18 protein-coding genes are annotated in these 18,954 nt (G+C 66.0%); 5 read left to right on the top strand and 13 right to left on the bottom strand.

The window, feature by feature from the left end; all coding sequences use genetic code 11:
- Positions 1-1,581: an alpha-amylase family glycosyl hydrolase gene (locus tag LZ005_RS19950; protein WP_237810266.1), complete on the bottom strand. Its 1,581-nt coding sequence runs from the start codon at positions 1,579-1,581 to the stop codon at positions 1-3.
- Positions 1,582-1,676: 95 nt separating this feature from the next.
- Here LZ005_RS19950 and LZ005_RS19945 point away from each other — a divergent pair, with 95 nt between their 5' ends.
- The gene (locus LZ005_RS19945; protein WP_237810265.1) at positions 1,677-2,594 is read left to right on the top strand and encodes a hypothetical protein; all 918 of its coding nucleotides are present in this window, start codon (positions 1,677-1,679) and stop codon (positions 2,592-2,594) included.
- 1 nt (position 2,595) lies between these two features.
- Here the strand turns inward: LZ005_RS19945 and LZ005_RS19940 are convergent, their stop codons facing one another.
- Positions 2,596-4,071, bottom strand: a complete 1,476-nt coding sequence (locus LZ005_RS19940) for a tetratricopeptide repeat protein (protein WP_237810264.1) — start codon at positions 4,069-4,071, stop codon at positions 2,596-2,598.
- Positions 4,072-4,187: 116 nt separating this feature from the next.
- Here LZ005_RS19940 and LZ005_RS19935 point away from each other — a divergent pair, with 116 nt between their 5' ends.
- Together LZ005_RS19935 and LZ005_RS19930 are read left to right on the top strand one after the other, a co-directional pair.
- On the top strand, positions 4,188-6,239 hold the full coding sequence (locus LZ005_RS19935) for a S9 family peptidase (protein WP_237810263.1): 2,052 nt from the start codon (positions 4,188-4,190) through the stop codon (positions 6,237-6,239).
- Positions 6,240-6,329: 90 nt separating this feature from the next.
- Positions 6,330-6,539 carry a hypothetical protein gene (locus LZ005_RS19930; protein ID WP_237810262.1) on the top strand — a complete coding sequence of 70 codons (210 nt, stop codon included), beginning with the start codon at positions 6,330-6,332 and terminating at the stop codon, positions 6,537-6,539.
- On the opposite strand, the gene LZ005_RS19925 is transcribed toward LZ005_RS19930, so the two are convergent.
- Positions 6,533-7,129 (bottom strand): Hpt domain-containing protein, encoded by a 597-nt coding sequence (locus LZ005_RS19925; protein WP_237810261.1) that lies wholly within the window; start codon positions 7,127-7,129, stop codon positions 6,533-6,535. The genes LZ005_RS19930 and LZ005_RS19925 overlap by 7 nt on opposite strands.
- Positions 7,126-8,085, bottom strand: coding sequence for a CAP domain-containing protein (locus tag LZ005_RS19920; protein WP_237810260.1), 960 nt, complete (start codon positions 8,083-8,085; stop codon positions 7,126-7,128). The genes LZ005_RS19925 and LZ005_RS19920 overlap by 4 nt, the downstream gene beginning before the upstream one ends.
- Before the next feature lie 100 nt (positions 8,086-8,185).
- Between LZ005_RS19920 and pssA the strand changes: the two genes are divergently transcribed.
- On the top strand, positions 8,186-8,968 hold the full coding sequence (gene pssA / locus LZ005_RS19915) for a CDP-diacylglycerol--serine O-phosphatidyltransferase (protein WP_237810259.1): 783 nt from the start codon (positions 8,186-8,188) through the stop codon (positions 8,966-8,968).
- A gap of 57 nt (positions 8,969-9,025) precedes the next feature.
- Positions 9,026-10,342: an HDOD domain-containing protein gene (locus LZ005_RS21935; protein ID WP_237810258.1), complete on the top strand. Its 1,317-nt coding sequence runs from the start codon at positions 9,026-9,028 to the stop codon at positions 10,340-10,342.
- A gap of 148 nt (positions 10,343-10,490) precedes the next feature.
- Here the strand turns inward: LZ005_RS21935 and LZ005_RS19905 are convergent, their stop codons facing one another.
- The 9 genes from LZ005_RS19905 to LZ005_RS19865 are packed head-to-tail and all read right to left on the bottom strand — an operon-like array spanning position 10,491 to position 18,860.
- Positions 10,491-11,642: a D-alanyl-D-alanine carboxypeptidase family protein gene (locus LZ005_RS19905; protein WP_237810257.1), complete on the bottom strand. Its 1,152-nt coding sequence runs from the start codon at positions 11,640-11,642 to the stop codon at positions 10,491-10,493.
- Between the two features lie 36 nt (positions 11,643-11,678).
- Positions 11,679-12,320 carry an alpha/beta hydrolase gene (locus LZ005_RS19900; protein WP_237810317.1) on the bottom strand — a complete coding sequence of 214 codons (642 nt, stop codon included), beginning with the start codon at positions 12,318-12,320 and terminating at the stop codon, positions 11,679-11,681.
- Positions 12,321-12,327: 7 nt separating this feature from the next.
- Complete coding sequence (locus LZ005_RS19895; RefSeq protein WP_237810256.1) at positions 12,328-12,645, bottom strand: ferredoxin; 318 nt, start codon at positions 12,643-12,645, stop codon at positions 12,328-12,330.
- Between the two features lie 38 nt (positions 12,646-12,683).
- Positions 12,684-13,808, bottom strand: coding sequence for a VanZ family protein (locus LZ005_RS19890; RefSeq protein WP_237810255.1), 1,125 nt, complete (start codon positions 13,806-13,808; stop codon positions 12,684-12,686).
- A gap of 7 nt (positions 13,809-13,815) precedes the next feature.
- On the bottom strand, positions 13,816-14,400 hold the full coding sequence (locus LZ005_RS19885; RefSeq protein ID WP_237810254.1) for an ABC-type transport auxiliary lipoprotein family protein: 585 nt from the start codon (positions 14,398-14,400) through the stop codon (positions 13,816-13,818).
- An 11-nt stretch (positions 14,401-14,411) separates the two neighbouring features.
- Positions 14,412-15,371 carry an MlaD family protein gene (locus LZ005_RS19880; RefSeq protein ID WP_237810253.1) on the bottom strand — a complete coding sequence of 320 codons (960 nt, stop codon included), beginning with the start codon at positions 15,369-15,371 and terminating at the stop codon, positions 14,412-14,414.
- Positions 15,372-15,383: 12 nt separating this feature from the next.
- Positions 15,384-16,211 (bottom strand): ABC transporter ATP-binding protein, encoded by an 828-nt coding sequence (locus tag LZ005_RS19875; RefSeq protein ID WP_237810252.1) that lies wholly within the window; start codon positions 16,209-16,211, stop codon positions 15,384-15,386.
- On the bottom strand, positions 16,208-17,341 hold the full coding sequence (locus tag LZ005_RS19870; RefSeq protein WP_237810251.1) for an ABC transporter permease: 1,134 nt from the start codon (positions 17,339-17,341) through the stop codon (positions 16,208-16,210). Before LZ005_RS19870 ends, LZ005_RS19875 begins: the two co-directional genes overlap by 4 nt.
- A gap of 43 nt (positions 17,342-17,384) precedes the next feature.
- Complete coding sequence (locus LZ005_RS19865) at positions 17,385-18,860, bottom strand: B12-binding domain-containing radical SAM protein (RefSeq protein ID WP_237810250.1); 1,476 nt, start codon at positions 18,858-18,860, stop codon at positions 17,385-17,387.
- Positions 18,861-18,954: the final 94 nt, after the last annotated feature.

Below are 18,954 nucleotides of genomic sequence, written 5' to 3'. Positions count from 1 at the left end.
CTACTTCACCCGCTTGTAACGGCTGTAGCCGCCGAGGTCGAGCTCTTTTGGCGTGAGCACCAGCGCCGATTTGGCCGGCACGCTCACCGTCACGAAGCCCGCGCCAAAGCTGAATTGCGTTTTGCTGTCGGGGTGCAGGGCGTCGACCAGGGGCGTGCCGTCCATCAGTTCGCTATTGGCGATCATCACGCGTTCGGTCACCTCGTGTGCGCTCGGATTGGCCAGCACGATCACGGTCTCGAGCACACGGTCGGTGTGACGCTCGAAGGCGAACAGCTGATCGGCCTCGATCATGCGCAGATCGCCGACGCGCAGGGCGCGCTGCTGCTTGTGCAGGCCGATCAGCTGCTTCATCCAGACCATGTCGGGGTTGTCGGCGCGCGCCAGATCCCAGCGCATCGGGCTGCGGTTCTCGGGGTCGGGCCCGCCCTGCATGCCGACCTCGGCGCCGTAGTAGACATTCGGTGCGCCCGGTAGCGTGAATTGCAGCACCTGCACCATGCGGCGCAAGGCGGGATCGGGGAGCTGGTTGGCAATGCGCGGAATATCGTGGTTGTCGATCACCATCCAGGATTTGAGCATCGGCTCGATGCCGGCGTCCTGCACCATGCGCTCGATCATGCGCGCCGAACGGGCCGGGGTGAAGTCGCCATTGGCCAGACCGAGCACAATCTGTCGCATCCCGAAATTCATCACCGCATCCATGGAACGCAGCCAGCTTCCGGGGTAATTGACGATTTCACCGACGACCAGCGAACCGGGTTTCTGGCGGTGCGCCGCATCGGTCAGCTCGCGCAGGTATTGGTGACCGAGTTCAAATGCGGTATCGAGGCGCCAGCCATCGGCGCCATCGCGCAGATAGCCCTGCACCACGGAATCCGGCTTGGCATACAGGTAGTTGCGCACGGCCGGATTTTCGAGATTCAGTTCGGGCAGATTCTGAAAGCCGGTCCACACGCGCGCGCCGCCCTGGAATTGCGGGCCAATCGCGAACCAATTGCGCCAGGGGCTGGCCGGATTGCTGAAGGCGTCCTTGAATTTCGGCGCATTGCGGCCCATGTGATTGAACACGCCATCGAGCACGAGTTTCATGCCGCGTTGGTGGACATCCGCGGCCAGCTGTTTGAATTCGGCGCGCGTGCCGTATTCGGGCGAAATGGCATTGAAATCGAAGGCGTCGTATTTGTGGTTGGTGTAGGCCAGATGGATCGGGTTCAGATACAGCACATCGGCGCCGAGACCGGCGATGTAATCGAGCTTGCCCCTCAGGCTTTGCAGATCGCCGCCCCAGAAATCGAGCTCCTGGCTATTCAGTTTTTCGTCGTCCAGATACACGCCGGGTTTGGCCGGCTCGGACCAGTCGCGCAGCTTTTTCGGCGCCGGATACAAGGCGCGCTTGGCATCCAGATTGGCCGAGGGCGCAAAGCGGTCGACCAGCACCTGGTACACGATGGCGCCATTGCGCCAGTCGCGCGCCCGCTGGTCATAGGGTGAATCGGCGGCCGCCGCGCCGCTGGCGCTCAGCAGCAGGGAAAGGCTCAGGAGGGGCAGACTGGCTGCGAGTCGGCGTGGTGTCTTCATTGTTATACCTTGCAGCACATGGGTGAATAGATTTCCCAGTGTAACGTGTCCTGCGGTATTGTTCTGTTCCATCGGAATGGCGAGGGGAGCAGGCAATGTGGCGTTTTCTTGTGGGGGTGGGCATGCTGGCCCTGGCGCAGCCGGCCCTGGCTGCGGGTGTCTGCGAGGCGAGCCCGCAGCGTTTCGCGCTGTGCATCAAGCCGTCCGCGGTCGATCCCGCCGTGCGTCAGTTCGACTTTCCGCACTGGGTGATGTTCGACCGCTCGGGTACCGCGCCGCCGACGGGCCTGCTGGTCTTTCTGGCCGGGACGGGGGGCAAGCCGCCCGGTCCGCTCAAGTTTCTCGATACGGCCGCCAAGGCTGGCTACCGGGTGATCTCGCTGGCCTACAACGATGAGCCGGCTGTTGCCGTCTACTGTCCGCGCGTGCCTGATCCCGACTGCTCGGCCCAGTTCCGCCAGATGCGCATCGTCGGCGATCGCATGCTGCCGGACGAGTCGATTCGCAACAGCCAGCCGGAAGCCATCCTCAGCCGCCTGCGTGCTTTGCTGCTGCGCTTGCAGACCGACTATCCGGACGACCAGTGGGGCCAGTTCCTGGCGCAGGGCGAACCGAACTGGCCGCGCATCACGCTGGCCGGGCAATCGCAGGGGGCGGGCATGGCGGCCTTCATCGCCAAGCAAACCCAAGTGGAGCGTGTGATTCTGTTTTCCAGTCCCTGGGATTTCTACAAGGACGCGCAAGGGGAGCGCCGCCTCGCGCCCTGGCTGACCCTGCCCAGCAAGACCGAGCCGGCGCGCTGGTATGGCGCCTACCATGCACGTGAGAATACGGCGCAGTTGCTGGCGGCGTCCTACAAACAGCTCGGTATTCCGGCGGCGAATCTGCGCGTGTTCTCCAAGCCCCTGCCGCCGGACTTCCAGGCCCGCAACAACAATCCGTATCACACCCAGGGCATCGGCAGTCCCGACTATGCGGAGGACTGGGCTTTCTTCCTCAAGCGCGCGCCCTGATTCATTGGGCCTTGGAGCGGCTTTCCCATAGCTTGGCCTGCTCGAGGTCGCGCGCGACGCCGCGGCCTTCGCGCAGCAGATAGGCCAGACGCGCGCAGGCGGCGGCGTTGCCCTTTTCTGCGGCGCGCCGGTACCAGATGGCCGCCTCGGCTTCGTTGCGAGCGGTGCCGCGGCCCTGCCAGTAGATCGTCGCCAGATTCATCATCGCCGCTACGCTGCCGTTCTCGGCGGCGCGCTGGTACCAATGGCGCGCGGCGGCCACATCGCGTGTCACGCCCTGGCCGTTTTCCAGCAGGGCCGCCAGATTGTTCTGCGCCGCCATGTCGCCGGCCTCCGCAGCCTGGCGATACCAGTGCGCAGCCTGCGTGTAGTCGGGCGCGCCTTCGATCCCGCGCGCATACAGCGCGGCCAGATTGGACTGGGCCTTCACATGGCCCTGCCGCGCGGCCTGCAGATACCAGTCGCGCGCCTGGCGCGGGTCGGTGGCCGACACGCCGAGGTTGTACTGCGCATCGGCATGGCCCTGCGCGGCCAGCTTTTCGTAGGCTTGGGTCAGCATGGCCGGGTCTTGTGCGCCGAGTGCGAGCAGCGCTTCCATGCTGCCCTGGGCGGCCGCCTGTTGCAGCCAGTGGCGCGACTTGCCTGCGTCCTTGCCGGCATACAGGCGACCGAGCTGCAGCTGGGCGTAGGCGTCGCCTTGCCTGGCCGCCCCTTCGAGCCATTGCAGCACTTCATCCTGGGGCGCATTCGGCGTTTTTTGCAGCAGCTCGGCGAGCTCGCGCATGGCGAGGCTCATGCCGGACTGTGCGGCGCGGCGGTAGGCGGCAATCGCCTGCTCGGGCCGCTCCGCCTCCCAGGATTTGCCGAGGAAATAGAGGGCGGGCACGTCGCCGAGGGCGGCCGCACGCTGCAGCCAATCGCGCGCCTGGCCCAGATCGCGCGGCAGGCCGCTGCCGCTCAGATAAAGCTGGCCCAGATGGCGGTGCGCGGCCGGGCTGCCTGCGGCCGCTGCACGGCGATACAGCGCGATGGCCTTGGGCAGGTCCTGCGCCAGACCTTGCCCGGCCTCGTAGGCTGCGGCCAGATTATTCATGCCGGCCGGGTCGTCGTGCTCGGCGGCGCGCTGGTAGTACGCCGCGGCGGTCGCGGCCTGCTTCTCCACACCCAGCCCCTCGGCATACATGGTGCCCAGCAGATTCTCGGCCACGGCGCTGTGCTGGGCCGCCGCACGCTGCAGCCAGTCAAGCGCTTCGGCGTAGTTCTTGTCCACACCATCGCCCTGCAGGTACATGCGGCCCAGGCTTGCCTGCGCCACGGGATCGCCAGCGGCCGCCAGCGGCTTGAGCGCGGCAAAGGCTTTGCGGAACTCGCCGCGTTTGTAGAGATAGACGGCATCAGCCACGTCCTGCGTGGGCGCGGCCGGGGCCGGGCTCATCAGCAGCATGGCGCTGCACAGAAGGGAAGAAGTTCGCATCATGGCACAGAGCCTAGCGGTCGAAACGGACATGATATTGACGACTGGCAATCGCGTGCAAATGTCGGTTGGCAATCCTGCTATCATCTCCCGCATTCCCCCTTTCGGAGACTTTTTGCATGAAACTTCGCCTTCTGGCAGCGGCCCTGGCCGCGGGTGTCGCGTTTGGCGCACAGGCTGCGCCGCGTGGTCTCAACATCGACGATCTGGTGCGCCTCGAGCGTGTGTCGAGCCCGGCCGTGTCGCCCGATGGCAGCCGCGTCGTCTTTGCCGTGCGCAGCACTGACATCGAGAAAGACAAGGGTCACACCGAACTCTGGACGCTGGACCTGGCCACACCGGGCGCCGCGCCGCAGCAGCTGACCAAGGGCGAAGCGAACAGCTCCGATCCGGTCTGGTCGCCCAAAGGGGACGCCATCTATTTCCTGTCCGCGCGTTCGGGTTCCTCGCAGGTGTGGCGCATGCCTGCCGGCGGTGGCGAGGCCGTGCAGGTGACCAATCTGCCGCTCGACGTCGATACCTTCCGCCTGTCGCCGCAGGGCGACCGTCTGGCCGTGTCGATGGAAACCTTCCACGACTGCGCCGACCTGGCCTGCACCGTCAAGCGCCTGGAAAGCAAGGACAAGCAGAAGGCCAATGCGCGCACCTACAACCGCATGTTCGTGCGCCACTGGTCGACCTGGTCCGATGGCCGCCAGGGCACCCTGTTCTCGCTGGCGCTGAGCGCCGATGGCAAGGCCGGCACCGAACTCGTCAACCTGTCGGGTGCGCTCGACGGCGACGTGCCGTCCAAGCCCGATGGCGACAACAACGACTACAGCTTCAGTCCGGATGGCAAGTCGATCGTCTTCTCGATCCGCATCGCCGGCAAGAGCGAGCCGTGGTCGACCAATTTCGACCTGTACAGCGTGCCCGTCACGGGCGGCGTGCCGCGCAATCTGACTGAGGACAACAAGGCCTGGGACGCCGGCCCCGTGTTCTCGCCCGATGGCAAAACCCTGGCCTACCGCGCGATGCGCCGCCCGGGCTTCGAGGCTGACCGCTACCAGATCGTCCTGCTCGACCTCGCCAGCGGCAAGAAGCGCCTGCTGGCCGACAAGTGGGACCGTTCGGCCGACAGCCTGCAATGGTCGCAGGATGGCCAAGCCCTGTATGCCTCGGCCCAGGACCTCGGCCAGCACCGCATCTTCAAGATTGCTTTGGCCGATGGCAAGCCGGTGCCGCTGTCGGGCGAGGGCTCGATCAACAGCTTCGACCTGCGCGCCAATAAGCTTGTGTTCACCCGCAATGATCTGCGCAGCCCGGCCCAGCTGTTCACCCTCGGCGCCGATGGCAAGCCGCAGCAGCTGACCCAGTTCAACGCCAGCCGCCTGGCCGAAGTGCGCTTCGGCGAGCCCGAGCAGTTCAGCTTCAAGGGCGCCAAGGGCGATACCGTCTACGGCTATGTGCTCAAGCCCTGGAACTACGAAGCCGGCAAGAAGTATCCGGTCGCCTTCCTCGTGCATGGCGGGCCGCAGGGCAGCTTCGGCAATAGCTGGAGCTACCGCTGGAATCCGGAGATCTACGCCGGCGCCGGCTACGCGGTCGTGATGATCGACTTCCATGGCTCCACCGGCTATGGTCAGGCCTTCACCGACGCCATCAGCGGCGACTGGGGCGGCAAGCCGCTCGAGGACCTGAAGAAGGGCCTCGCCGCCGCCGGCAGCAAATACGCTTTCGTCGACACCAAGAACGCCTGCGCGCTCGGCGCGTCTTACGGCGGCTTCATGATGAACTGGATCGCCGGCAACTGGAACGATGGTTTCAAATGTCTCGTCAATCACGCTGGCGTGTTCGACCAGCGTTCGATGTACTATTCGACTGAAGAGCTGTGGTTCGTGGAGTGGGAATTCGGTGCGCCCTACTTCAAGAACTCCGCCAATGCCGAGAAGAACAACCCGGCCAACTATGTGACGAAGTGGAAGACCCCGATGCTCGTGCTGCATGGCGAGAAGGATTTCCGCATCAGCTATAGCCAGGGCCTGTCGACCTTCACGGCCTTGCAGCGCCAGGGGATTGAGAGCAGACTGGTGGTGTTCCCGGGCGAGAACCACCACATCCTGCGCCCGGCCAATTCCGTGCTCTGGCATCAGGAAGTGCTCGGCTGGCTGGACAAGCATTTGAAGAAGTAAGGCGCCACACGGGCCGGTTTGCGGCAACGCAGACCGGCGACGCCGGGGCGGCGCTAATGTGCAAGTGGTTGTTGAGGACGGAGGTGTAAGTTGAAGACGCTACACAATAGTCTGCCTGACAAGGAACCGGTTGCCGACGCCACTCCCCCGGCGCCTTCCCGTCCCGTCACCAGCGCACGCCAGTCGCTGCCGGCCAAAGGCTCGTGCTGGTATTGCGAAAAACCGCTCGATGCCGTGCGCCGCTTCTGCGGCAAGGAATGCGCGGCTGCCTTCGACGAAGAAGCCGCCTTCGATCAATAAGCGCCCAGCCGCTGGCGCGCGCCCGGGAAGTCAAAGCGCTCGATCGCCTGGCTCAGGGCCGCAAACTCCGCCGCACCCAGGCGCGCTTCCAGCGCGGCGGCCTCGGCCTCGAACAGGTCGCAGGCGGCGCCATCTCCCGCTTCCAACAGTCTGGCCAGCTCGGCCAGCAAGCCATCCGCCGCCGGTGTGGCGTAAGTAAGCACTGACACCGGTTCCTCGATCATCTGCGCCATCAGCACCAGTACTGGGGCCAGTTGCGTGTCGACTGCGTCCAGGGCCGCGTCCAGGGTCGGGCTCCGCGCCAGCAATTGCTGATCGGCCGCGGCCGCCGCCAGGTGCAGGGCGCGTGCGCCGAGCATGCCGGCCGCGCCCTTCAGGCTGTGGATGTAGCGGTGCGCGCGCTCGGCGTCGTGCGCGGCCAGAGCCGCGGCCACCGGGGCCAGGCCGGCCCCGTAGTCCTTGATGAAGCGCTGCAGCAGGCGCGCGTACATGTCATGGTCGCCCAGCACCCGCTCGATGCCTTCCTCGGCATCGATCAGGCCGCGCGCCGCAGCGGGCGGCGGCCAATGCAGACGGGGCGGCGGGTTCATCGCGTGGTGAAGCTCCAGGTCTTGTTGACGATCAGGCCATTGATGGTGCCGCTGAAGCTGACCTCGTAGGTGGTCTTGGCCTGCAGCGGGCTGAGCGGGATGATGGCCGCGGCCGAGACCGGCGTCTCGCGGTCGGCGCTGTTGACCAGCAGGCGCACCGGCAGATCGCTGCTGGCGCCGCGCTGGCGTACGCTGAAAGTCTTCACGCCGACAAAACTGGTGAGGTCGCCATGCACGCTGATTGGGTAGCCGACTTCGTTCACGCCGGGGACCGGATCGGGCGATTCCTGGTCGCTGAAGAAGTTCGGCGCCACGCCCGTCAGTCCGTCGGCCGGCCAGACCACGATGCTGGACGCGCCGATGCCGGGGCCATAGCCATTATTGGCCGTGAAGTCAGCCGTGAAATAGGTGTAGCTATTGCTGCCGGTGGCAAAGCCGGCGCCCATTTCCTTGAACTTGGGCTCGAACAGCACGAAGCGGTGATAGATGGCCGTGATCAGGTCCTCGACCATGGCAAAGCCGCTGCTGCTGGTGGAGCCGGCGATCACTTCGCCATAGGCATAGGCGCCCGAGCCGAACACATAGCCGGCCGTGCGCAGACGGTCGAGCAGGGTGGCGCCCGTGTAGCCGGGCTTGCCCGCAGTTTCGTCGTGGCTGACGGCGCCGTTCAGGCGCTGGTAGTCGGAATGCGCCTGGGCCGCCTGGTCGACGGCCGGATTCTGCGTCAGCTGGGGCACGCCGAGCTGGCCGCGCCGGTAATTGATCCAGGCGCGCCCGTCGACCGCGATCTGGCCCGTCAGGCCGGGGGCGCCGGGCAGATTGCCAAGTGGCGTGCCGCTGTCCGGCGCGCTGGGCACGGGCGCCGCGCCGCTGCTGCTGCTGCCACCACCGCAGGCCACCAGACTGGCGCCGGCCACACAGACCACGGCCGTGCGCAAGAGTGAAAACCAATGCATGCTGTCTCCAAGACACGGCCCTCGAGCCGTTGCGGCCATTCTAGGTCAATTTGCGTGGCCCTGCGGCGCTGTTGACGGACGCGCAAGGTAAAATAGCCGGATGTCGACCCCTCATCCGCACCCGCGCCTGGCGCGCGCCAAGTTTGCCCTGCCAAGTCTCGTCACCCTGCTGTCGATCGCCTGCGGCTTCGGCAGTATCGTGATCTCGGTCGATAACGCCGTGCTCGGCATCGCCGACGACTACCGGCTGGCGGCCGCCCTGCTGGTCGTGGCCGGCTTCTTCGACGCGCTCGATGGCATGGTGGCGCGCGCCACCAACACCGCCTCGCAGTTCGGCGTGCAGCTCGATTCGATCGCCGACGTGATGAACTTCGGCTGCGCCCCGGCCATCCTGCTGTACTGCTTCGGCTTCGTCAAACTCGGCATCGACCATCCGACCCTGCTGCGCATCGGCGGCGTCGCCAGTTTCATCTTCGTCGCCTGCGGCGCGCTGCGCCTGGCGCGCTTCAATGTGATGGTGGGCCGCACCGATCCGCGCTATTTCGTCGGCATGCCGATCACCGCCGGCGCCGCCTGCGTGGCGGCGGTCGTCGTCGCCTGGCCCGAACCGCTGCGGACGCCCGAGCAGGGCGCGGCCCTGATCGCCTTGCTGGTCACGGTCGGCGCGCTGATGGTGTCGACGATCCGCTTCCCCAGCTCCAAGCAGAAGAAGAGTCCGCTGGCGCTGCTCGTGCTGGCCGTGAACATCGGCCTGCTCGTTTGGCTGCGCAGCCTTTATTTTGTGCTGTTCTTTGCCGTATACATCGCGGGCACGCTGCTGCTGAACCTGGCCTGGCGCCAGGGCTGGCGCGGCATCGCCCCGCCTCAGGTGTATTCCGATTAATGTTCCGCCGCGCCCGCAAGGGCGTGAGATGCTGCTGTACCCCGAAAGGAGGCCTCTGTGGGCCTTTTCAGTCTATTCTCTGGCAAGCCGGCGGAGCCTGCCAGCACCCTGCTGCAAGCGGCCAATACTGGCCTCAAACCGGCCGCGCCGGCCGCGCCGCCGGCCGTGCTGTGCCGCGAAGAAGTGGTCGACGCCAAGAACCGCCTGTGCGGCTACCGCTTCCGCCTGCAGGCCGAGGATGGCCAGCGCATTGCCGCCGAGGCCGACTACATCCAGGCCCTGGTCGATGAGGACATCCGCAGCTTTGCCGAGCGCCGCCTGGCCCTCGTCAAGCTCAGCCCCGATGCCTTTGTGTTCAATCGCCACACGCCGCTGCTGGCGCCCCAGGTCGGTTTCGAGTTTGATCGGCGCGAGCAGACCTGGCCCGCATCCCAGCTGGCTGCGCGCCTGGCGGCCGTGCGCGACGCCGGCGCCAAGGCCATCCTGTATGTGGCCACGCACAGTGCCGAGGATGCGCCCGCTTTTCAGGCGGCCGACATCGTCGTCCTCAATCTGGCGCGCACGGCCCTGCCACAGTTCCAGACCATGCTGCGCAGCCTGCGCGCCAGCTATCCGAAGCTGCAGATCGCCGTCGAACAGGTCGACAGCTGGGACGAGCAGCGCATGTGCGTGGCCTGGGGCGCCGACTATTGTCTGGGCGCCTTCCTGACCCAGCCCGATCAGCTCGACGAAAAGGGCAAGATCGACCAGGGCCGCCTGACCTCGATCGAGCTCTTGAATCTGCTGCGCGCCGATGCCGAGCTCGACGCCTTGACCGAGGTGGCCAAGCGCGATCCCGGCCTCAGCTTCCAGCTGCTCAAGTGGGCGAATGCGCCGAGCAATGGGCAGGCCACGACCATCACCAGCCTGGCGCAGGCGATTGTCGTGCTCGGGCGCGCGGCCCTGTACCGCTGGCTGACCGTGTCGATGTTCCGACTCGGCAAAGCCCATCGCGAGCGCGACGAGTCTCTGCTCGAAGTGGCGCTGACGCGTGCGCGTTTCCTCGAAACGGTGGCGGCCGAGACGCTGAGCCCGGCCCAACGCGACGAGATCTTCCTGGTCGGCCTGCTGTCCTTGTTCGACATCCTGCTCGGCATGCCGATGCCGCGCATCCTCGACAAGATGCATTTGTCGCAGGAGGTGCGCAGCGTGCTGCTCGACAGCGCCGGCCCCTACAGCCCCTACCTATTGCTGGCGCTGCGCATCGAGCGCGGCCTGACCGGCCAGGCGGCCGAGATCGCCAGCAAGCTCGGCCTCGACACCGCCACCCTGAACGCGACCAGCCAGGCCGCCTTCCGCTGGGCCCAGGAATCGCTGCAGCAAACGCTGAACTAAACCAAAAGAAAAATCGGGGTCAGACCCCATTTATCCGCGCAGAAAAATCCGGGTCTGCCCCCATTTTTTCTGCGGAAAAAGAAAACCGGGGTCGGGCCCCGGTTTTGCTTGATGGATAAATGGGGTCTGACCCCGATTTTGTCGGCGCTTATTTCATCCACAGACGCAGCGAGTCCCAGGCGCGGCCGAAAATCGAGGCCTGCGAAATTTCTTCCAGCGCCACCACCGGCAGCTCGAGGATGGTCTTGCCATCGGCCTGCATCTTCAGCGTGCCGACCTGGCCGTTCAGGGCCAGCGGGGCCACCAGCGGGTCTTTGCGCTCGAGCACGGGCTTGAGCTTGGCGGCCAGGCCCTTCGGCACCGTCACCACCACATCGCGGTTGAAGCCGATCTTCACCTTGCTGGACGAGCCTTTCCAGACTTCGGGCGTGTCGATCGCCTGGCCCTTGGCATACAGCTTGACGGCGTCGAAGTTCTGGAAGCCCCAGTTCAGCAGCTTCTGGCTTTCCTGGGTGCGCACCTGGTCCGAGGCGGTGCCCATCACCACCGAGATCAGGCGGCGCTCGCCGTCCTTGCCGTTCGGGCGGTGGGCCGAGGCGATCATGCAGTAGCCGGCCGCTTCGGTGTGGCCGGTCTTCATGCCGTCCACGGTCGGGTCGAGCCACAGCAGGCGGTTGCGGTTCTGCTGCTTGATGCGGTTGTAGGTGAACTCTTTCACCGAGTCGATCTTGTAGAACTCGGGATAGTCGGCAATCACGCGCGCGGCCAGGATCGCCAGGTCGGCCGCCGTCGTGTAGTTCTCCGGATGGGGCAGGCCGTGGGCGTTGGCGAAGTGGGTGTTCTTCATGCCCAGGCGCTGGGCTTCCTTGTTCATCTGGGCCACGAAGGCGGCTTCGTCGCCGGCCACGGCTTCGGCCAGGGCCACGGCCGCGTCATTGCCGGACTGGACCATCAGGCCGTACAGCAGGTCCTGGATCGACACCGGCGTGGCCGGGTCGATGAACATCTTCGAGCTCGAGGCGTCGACCTTCCAGGCCTTGACCGAGACATTCACCATCTGCTTCAGGTCGATGCGCTTGTCGCGCAGGGCGCCGAAGGTCACATAGGCCGTCATCACCTTGGTCAGCGAGGCCGGTTCGACGCGCATGGCCGGGTCTTGCGAAGCGACCACCTGGCCGCTGGTGGCGTCGAGCAGAATCCAGGATTTGGCCGCAATGGTCGGGGCCGGAACCGCCTGGCCAAAGGCCGAGGCGCAGAACAGGGTGGCGCTGGTCAGCAGCGCCGCAATCAGTTTCTTCATGTGTCAGTCAAAAACGGTGAAGCCAGGGAGCTCGCATTATAGGGTGTCTTCGGGCTTGCTCCGCCACAATTGGATGACCCAATTTTTGATGTGGCCAAGCTTGCGGTGGAAGAAGTGGTCGGCGCCGGGAATCACCACCACTGGGATGTCGAGCGGGCGCGCCCAGTCGAACACCTGCTGCAGGGTGATGGTGTCGTCGAGTTCGCCGTGGATCAGGATGGTGTCGGCCGGCACATCGGCCATCGCCCATTTGCCGGCGGCCGTGCCCACCAGCACCAGCCGCTCGGGCGCCTGGCCGGCTGCCGCGAGGCGCTGGGCAAACATGCTCTGCACATAGGTGCCGAAGGAAAAGCCCGACAGCGCCACCGGCAGGCCCGGATACTGCTGGCGCATGTAGTCGTACATGACCTGCATGTCGTCCGTTTCACCGCGGCCCTCGTCGTGCACGCCCTCGGATTCGCCGACCCCGCGGAAGTTGAAGCGCGCCGTCGCATAGCCGAGCGCGACGAAGGTGCGCGCCAGCGTCTGCGCCACCTTGTTCTCCATCGTGCCGCCGTACAGCGGATGCGGATGGGCCACCAGGGCGATGCCGCGCGGCGCCTCCTTGGGCAGGTCGAGCAGGCATTCCATGCGGCCGGCGCCGCCGTCCAGATAGAACTTGGTCGAATTCTTGTTCATCATCGGATCAGATCTTCAGACGCTCGACGACCTGGCCGCCGATCAGGTGGCTGTCGATGATGTCGTCGATGTCGCTGGTGTCGACATAGGTGTACCAGGTGCCTTCCGGATAGACGACCATCACGGGGCCTTCCTCGCAACGGTCGAGGCAGCCCGCCTGGTTGATGCGCACCTTGCCCTGGCCATTCAGGTCCAGTGCCTTGATGCGCTTCTTCATGTATTGCTGCACGTCCTTCGCGCCGCGCTCGGCGCAGCAGGGGCGGCCGTCTTCACGCTGGTTCATGCAAATGAACACGTGCTTCTGGTAGTAGGCATTCTCGCTCATGGGCTTTCCAATACTTCGCAAAACGCAATGATACCGCGTCAGGATTTATTGAGCTTATGCGAGGGCAGGATCAGGAACCACAGCGCGACGAAGGGCCACAGCAGCGACAGGAACTGGGCCGCGCCATTGAAGTTGAGGAACTGGCCCTGGGTCCAGGTCTGCATGGTGGCGATGAAATACGGATTGACGGGGATGGCATTGAGCACCAGCAGGCTCAGACCCAGGCTCAGCACGGCCAGGCGGCGCTGCGCCGTTTTCGGCGCAAAGGCCAGGCCGGCAATCATGATCAGGCCGATCACAAAGCCGCCCTGGGCGCCCGGCGTGATCCAGCCGAACGCGCTCTCGGGCTCGAACAAGACGGCGCTGGCCAGGCATTTGACGACGATGGCCGCGCCCAGCATGGCAAGGATCAGGCGCGCGCGCGGGGCCTCGCGCCGCAGCAGGCAGAGCATGACCAGCACCGCCCCCGTCATCTGGCAGGCCGTGATGATGGTTTCCGACAGCCAGTACTGCTCGGCCGTCAGCAGATCGTCGCGGCGCAGAAAGGCGCCCGGGTCGACCGGCGTTTCGAGCAGGGCCGACAGCCATTCCGAAATCTCGGGCAGGATCTGGCCATGCCCGAACAGATAGCTCTGCGGATAGATCTCGGCCAGCGGCCACAGCGCCACCAGCACCAGGCCCTGGCTCGCATGCGGCGCGAACCAGCGCTGGCGCAGCTGCAGCAGGCGGCCTTGCTCCAGATAGGCGCGTACCTTCAGCGCGCCATACACGGCACCCAGCGCGCAGCCCAGGCTATTGGTCAGCAGGTCGAGTACCGAGGGCACGCGCGAGGGCAGGAAGGTCTGCACGGCCTCCATGCTGCCCGAGACCAGCACGCCGGTCAGGCTGGCCAGCAGCACCGCCCACAGGCCGCGCACGCGCGGATACACGGCAAACACCAGCAGCACGCCGAAGGGCACGTAGCCGATCACGTTGACCAGCACGTCGAAGCGGGTCCAGTAGTGCGGCAGCCCGGCCGTCAGATAGGACAGCGGCGGCAGCCCCGACACGCGCCAGCCCGTGAACGGAAACCAGCTGGCGTAGACGATCAGGCAGATATAGGCGAGCAGGGACGCACGCGCGATCGGCGAGCCGTGTTGGCGGGCGGGTGCGGCAGCTTCCATCTTCCTCTCAGGGCAATTGGGCCAGCCATTGTAAGAGCTCGGCGCTGAGCGCGTCCGTGGCGCGCACCAGGGCCGCCACGCCGCCGGCGGCATCGTGCGTGCCTGCCGGGCTGGTCTGGGTGAAGGTCTGCTGGGCCTGCAGGCGCGAGCCATTGAACACCGAGGCGCGCACGCTGACGCGGCCGCTGCTGCTGGCCGGGCCGGCAAAGCTGTGCGAGAAGTCGAGCACCTCGAGCTTCAGCACCGGGGCGCCGCTGCGCGCGTCGGCCGTGCCGAGCACGCCGATGCCGCTGTCGGCCAGGCGCGTGCGCACGCGTTGGCTCAGCAGCTGCAGCGGGCTGCTGCTCCAGTGGCTGTTGGCATAGGCGCGCGTCTGCAGCGGATCGGCATACAGCAGGCGGTACAGAATCTGCGGCGTGTCGAGCGGGGCCGCGCCGCTGGCCTCGGCCACCACCAGGGTGCTGAGCTTGAGCTTGACGGGGCTGGCGGCCGGGGCCGGGCCGAAGTCGTACACCTGCTGGTGCGGCGCGCTGCCGACGGTGCTGCAGGCGGACAAGGCCAGAGCGGCCAGCAGGAGGATCAGGCGGGTCATGGTGGTCTTCCTCATTTGGCAGGCGGGACAAAGCCGGGTTCGCCGGGGCCGGGGGCCGGCGGCGGCGCCCCGAACAGCAGGCTCTGCGGGCGGTCATTCAGAGTGTTCATCGTGCGCTTCAAACTGCGCAGGGTGCTGCGCGCCTCGTCAGTGGCGGCGTTCACGTTCGGCAGGGTCTGCAGTTCGATATTGCTGGCGATGCCCTCGGTGGCCGCGCCGACCCGGTCGATCGTCGTATTCAGGCGCGCCAGCGGGCCGTTGGGCGCCTGCAGGTCGACCGCGATGCGGTCGAGGTTGTTGACGAGGCGGTTGGCGCTGCCCGACAGCTGGCCGACGTTGTTGAGCGTCTGGTCGACCCGGGTCGTGAGTTCGGGCAGGCGCGCCAGCGTCGGTTCCAGCTTCTGCGGAATGGCCGCATAGGCGTCGGCCGCCTGGCCGATGCGCTCGAGCGTGGCCTGCACGCGCTGCTGGGTGGAGGGGCCGGTCAGGGCATTGAGCTGGTCGGTCAGCTGCTCGACCCGGGCCAGGATGGCGGTGCCGCGTTTCTCCAGCTGGGCCAGCAGGCCCGGCTGCAGCGGGATGCGCGCCATGTCATTGGCGCTGCTGGCCACGCGCGGCGAGCCGGTCTTGTCGTCGTCGAGCTGGATATAGGCGATGCCGGTCACGCCTTGATAGCCGAGCGTGGCATAGGTGGTGCGCGTGACGGGCGTGTCGGGGTCGATCGCGATCTGGATCAGGATCTGCCCGGCCAGCTTGGGGTCGAAGTCGATATCCACCACCTTGCCGACCGCAATGCCGCGGTAGCGCACGGTGGCCTGGGGATTCAGGCCCGGCACCGACTGGCTGGTGGCGATCAGATAGGGCACGCGCTCGGCGCGGTCGCGATTGAACCAGATGCCGGCCAGGATGGCCGCCACCGTCAGTGCAATCGTGAAGAAGCCGGTCAGCAGGGCATGGGATCGGTTTTCCATCAGAGTCTCCGCTCAGGACGCGTCAACGTCCAGCACGGCGAGGGCGCGACGGCCGCGCTCGCCTAAGAAAAATTGGTCGATAAACGGGTGGTCGACCTGAATCACGTCGCGCGTCGGCCCGATCGCGATCACATGCTTTTCAGCCAGCACGGCGATGCGCGTGGACAGGGCGAACAGGGTGTCGAGGTCGTGCGTGACCATCACCACGGTCAGGCCGAGCTCGCGGTGCAGCGACTGGATCAGGGCTACGAAGCTGTCCGACAAGTCGGGATCGAGGCCGGCCGTCGGTTCATCCAGGAACAGTAGCTGCGGTTCGAGCGCGAGGGCGCGCGCCAGGGCCGCGCGCTTGACCATGCCGCCCGACAGGTCGGCTGGCATCTTGTTGGCGTGCTCGGGGCCGAGGCCGACCATCTGCATTTTCAGCAGCACGGCGTCGCGGATCACGTCCTCGGGCAGGGCATGCAGCTCGCGCATTGGCTGGGCGACATTGTCGAACACGGTCAGGGCCGAGTACAGGGCGCCGTGCTGGAACAGCATGCCCCAGTGGTTGCGCATGTGCTGCAGCTGAATCGCGTCGGCCGCGCTGATGTCCTCGTCGAACACGCGCACGCAGCCGCGCGCCGGCCGCTCCAGACCCAGCATCTGGCGCAGCAGCACGGTCTTGCCCGTGCCCGAGCCGCCGACGATCGACAGGATTTCGCCCGGGTAGATGCGCAGGTTCAAGTCCTGGTGGACGACGGTCTTGCCGAACTTGGTCCACAGGCCCTCGATCTCGACCACGGGCGGCTGGTCGCCATTGAACGGGGGCGGCACCACGCGCGAAGGACGGCGGTTCTTCATCGGTAATAGCCCACGTTGTTGAACAGGATGGCGAACACGGCGTCGGCCAGGATCACCACGGTAATCGCCGTCACCACCGAGGTGGTGGTGCCGCGCCCCAGGCTTTCGGTATTCGGCTTGATGCGCAGGCCGAAATGGCAGGACACGAGGGCGATCAGCATGCCGAAGGCCGCGCCCTTGAGCAGGCCGATATGGTAGTTCGCAATCGGCACGGCGCTGGGCAGCTTGTCGATGAAATAGCGCAGCGACAGATTGAGTTCAATCTTGGCCGAGACCGCGCCGCCGAGCAGGGCCATGGCATCGGTCCAGACCACCAGCAGCGGCATCGAGATGGCCAGCGCAATCACCTTCGGCAGAATCAGGCGGTAGCCGTGCGAGATGCCCATCACCAGCATGGCGTCGAGTTCCTCGGTCACGCGCATCACGCCGAGCTGGGCCGTGATCGAGGAGCCCGAGCGTCCGGCCACGAGAATCGCGGCCAGCAGCGGTCCCAGTTCGCGCACGATGCTCATGCCGAGAATGTTGACGATGTAGACGTCACCGCCGAAATTGCGCAGCTGCTGGGCCGACAGATAGGACAGCACGACGCCGATCAGGAAGCCGACCAGGGCCGTGATGCCCAGGGCCTGGAAGCCCGCATGGAAGATATTGGCCGAGATTTCGCGCCACGGCCCGCGGTGGGGCGCGCGCAGAAAGCGGCCCAGGTCCTGGGTGACTGCGCCGATCAGTTTGATCACATCCCACAGGTGGTCCATGAACAGCAGCACGCGCTGGCCAAGTCGGATGACGGGGCCGTAGGGATCGGGCTTGACGGGGGCGGTGGGCAGGGCCGACAGGACCTCGATGCGGTGGAAGAAGCTGTCCTGGCCCGGGCTCAGCACCAGGCGCGCCGGCCGCTTGCGGCCCCAGCTATTCCAGAACAGCTGGGCGCCGATATGGTCGAGACTGCTGGCGCCGCTCAATTCCCATTGCAGGTCTTCGCGCCCCTTGAGCTGATCGAGCATGGCCGTGAGTTCGGCCATGACGCCCGGACGGGCGAGCGCGTGCACTTGCCAGACGCCGGCCGCCGTCACGATGGTGCCGCCGCCGGTCTGCTCAAGCGTGAGGCTGGGCGTGATCTCCTTCTGCATCCGCCCAGTGTAAAAGAGATTGACGGCGGCGGCTACCCGCCTGTCAAGACGCGGCCAGATGGCGTTGCTGGCGCGCCGGGGCTTTCACGGCCGGGGCCGGCGCCTGGCCGGCCACATCGGAGGCGACCAGGGCCTGGGCCGCGTCCGCGTCCAGTCCGCCTTCCTCGTGCAGCCAGCGCGTGACCAGGCGCGCCAGGCGGTCGAGGGCGATGCGGTGGGTGGCGTCGGTGTTGGCGTACAGCCAGTCGGACAGGGCCATGAAGCGCGCGAACGGCTGGGCGCCGAGGATCACCGGCAGGCTGTGGGCGAAGCGGCCGGAATTGGCCACCAGGTCCCAGTAGCGGGCGAAGCGCACCAGGCGCTGCATGCTGGCGAAGTCGATGCGGTCGGTCGCCAGGATGCTGTAGGGCGGATAGGGATCGAACACCAGGCCGAACGGCTCGGTGTGGCGGATGATCGGGGTGCCGCGCAGGCGCTTGAGGATGCCGAACTGGATCTCGTGCGGGCCCAGGCCGACCAGCTGGTCGAAGCCGCGCGCGAAACTCGCGATATCCTCGCCCGGCAGGCCGGCGATCAGGTCGACATGCAGGTGGGCGTGCGAGTGCTGGACCAGCCAGCGGATATTCTCGGCGGCCTTGGCATTGTCCTGCTTGCGGCTGACATGGGCCTGCACCTCGGGGTTGAAACTCTGGATGCCGATCTCGAACTGCAGTGCGCCCGGCGGGAACTGGGCGATCGTCGCCTTCAGTGCTTCCGGCAGGTGGTCGGGCACCAGTTCAAAGTGGGCATACACAGGGTCGTCCGGATGGGCTGCAATCTTATCGAGGAAGAACTGCATGATGCGCAGGCTGGTCTTCACATTCAGATTGAAGGTGCGGTCGACAAACTTGAACAGGCGCGCGCCGCGCTGGTACAGGCGCTCCATCTCGGCCAGAAAAGCCTCGAGCGGGAAGGGCCAGGCCGTCTTGTCCAGCGCCGACAGGCAGAACTCGCATTTGAACGGGCAGCCGCGCGAAGCCTCGACATACAGCGTGCGGTGGCGGATGTCCTCATCCGTGTACTGGGCGTAGGGCAGCTGCAGCTCGGCCAGCGGCGGCTGCTCGCCGGCGTGGATCTTCATCAGCGGCTTGGGGCCGTGCAGAATGGCCTGGCACAGGCGCGGAAACGTGACGTCGCCCCAGCCGGTAATCACATAGTCGGCCAGGCGCACGATCTCCTGCTGGGCGGTCTCATGCGACACTTCCGGACCGCCGAGCACCACGGTCACCTCGGGCGCCACGCGCTTGAGCATGGCGACGACGCGCGTGGTCTCCTCGACGTTCCATATATACACGCCGAAGCCGACGATGCGCGGCTGCTGGGCCAGCAGGCGCTCGACTACTTCGGTGGTCTTGGCGCCGATCACAAATTCACAGAGCCTTGAAATCGGCTGCAGCTCCCCCATATTGGCTAAGAGGTAGCGCAGGCCCAGCGACGCATGGGCGTAGCGGGCATTCAAGGTCGAAAGCAGAATGGTCATAGACGCATTCTACTAAAAAGCGCTTGACGATCTCGTTTTATCCCTGCATAATCTCGCTTCTCTGCTGCTGACGACACAACGCTCTGAAGCGAAA

Origin of the sequence: Massilia sp. TS11 (genome assembly GCF_022012445.1) — a bacterium.
Lineage (GTDB): Bacteria > Pseudomonadota > Gammaproteobacteria > Burkholderiales > Burkholderiaceae_D > Telluria.
Note: the sequence above shows the minus strand (reverse complement) of the source record. Positions and strands in the feature narration are given on the sequence as shown.

Bases quoted from the DNA above. Each gene is read 5' to 3' on its own strand.
- LZ005_RS19950 (WP_237810266.1), bottom strand. From the start codon at position 1,581: ATGAAGACACCACGCCGACTCGCAGCCAGTCTGCCCCTCCTGAGCCTT.
- LZ005_RS19945 (WP_237810265.1), top strand. From the start codon at position 1,677: ATGTGGCGTTTTCTTGTGGGGGTGGGCATGCTGGCCCTGGCGCAGCCG.
- LZ005_RS19940 (WP_237810264.1), bottom strand. From the start codon at position 4,071: ATGATGCGAACTTCTTCCCTTCTGTGCAGCGCCATGCTGCTGATGAGC.
- LZ005_RS19935 (WP_237810263.1), top strand. From the start codon at position 4,188: ATGAAACTTCGCCTTCTGGCAGCGGCCCTGGCCGCGGGTGTCGCGTTT.
- LZ005_RS19925 (WP_237810261.1), bottom strand. From the start codon at position 7,129: ATGAACCCGCCGCCCCGTCTGCATTGGCCGCCGCCCGCTGCGGCGCGC.
- LZ005_RS19920 (WP_237810260.1), bottom strand. From the start codon at position 8,085: ATGCATTGGTTTTCACTCTTGCGCACGGCCGTGGTCTGTGTGGCCGGC.
- pssA (WP_237810259.1), top strand. From the start codon at position 8,186: ATGTCGACCCCTCATCCGCACCCGCGCCTGGCGCGCGCCAAGTTTGCC.
- LZ005_RS19905 (WP_237810257.1), bottom strand. From the start codon at position 11,642: ATGAAGAAACTGATTGCGGCGCTGCTGACCAGCGCCACCCTGTTCTGC.
- LZ005_RS19900 (WP_237810317.1), bottom strand. From the start codon at position 12,320: ATGAACAAGAATTCGACCAAGTTCTATCTGGACGGCGGCGCCGGCCGC.
- LZ005_RS19895 (WP_237810256.1), bottom strand. From the start codon at position 12,645: ATGAGCGAGAATGCCTACTACCAGAAGCACGTGTTCATTTGCATGAAC.
- LZ005_RS19890 (WP_237810255.1), bottom strand. From the start codon at position 13,808: ATGGAAGCTGCCGCACCCGCCCGCCAACACGGCTCGCCGATCGCGCGT.
- LZ005_RS19885 (WP_237810254.1), bottom strand. From the start codon at position 14,400: ATGACCCGCCTGATCCTCCTGCTGGCCGCTCTGGCCTTGTCCGCCTGC.
- LZ005_RS19880 (WP_237810253.1), bottom strand. From the start codon at position 15,371: ATGGAAAACCGATCCCATGCCCTGCTGACCGGCTTCTTCACGATTGCA.
- LZ005_RS19875 (WP_237810252.1), bottom strand. From the start codon at position 16,211: ATGAAGAACCGCCGTCCTTCGCGCGTGGTGCCGCCCCCGTTCAATGGC.
- LZ005_RS19870 (WP_237810251.1), bottom strand. From the start codon at position 17,341: ATGCAGAAGGAGATCACGCCCAGCCTCACGCTTGAGCAGACCGGCGGC.
- LZ005_RS19865 (WP_237810250.1), bottom strand. From the start codon at position 18,860: ATGACCATTCTGCTTTCGACCTTGAATGCCCGCTACGCCCATGCGTCG.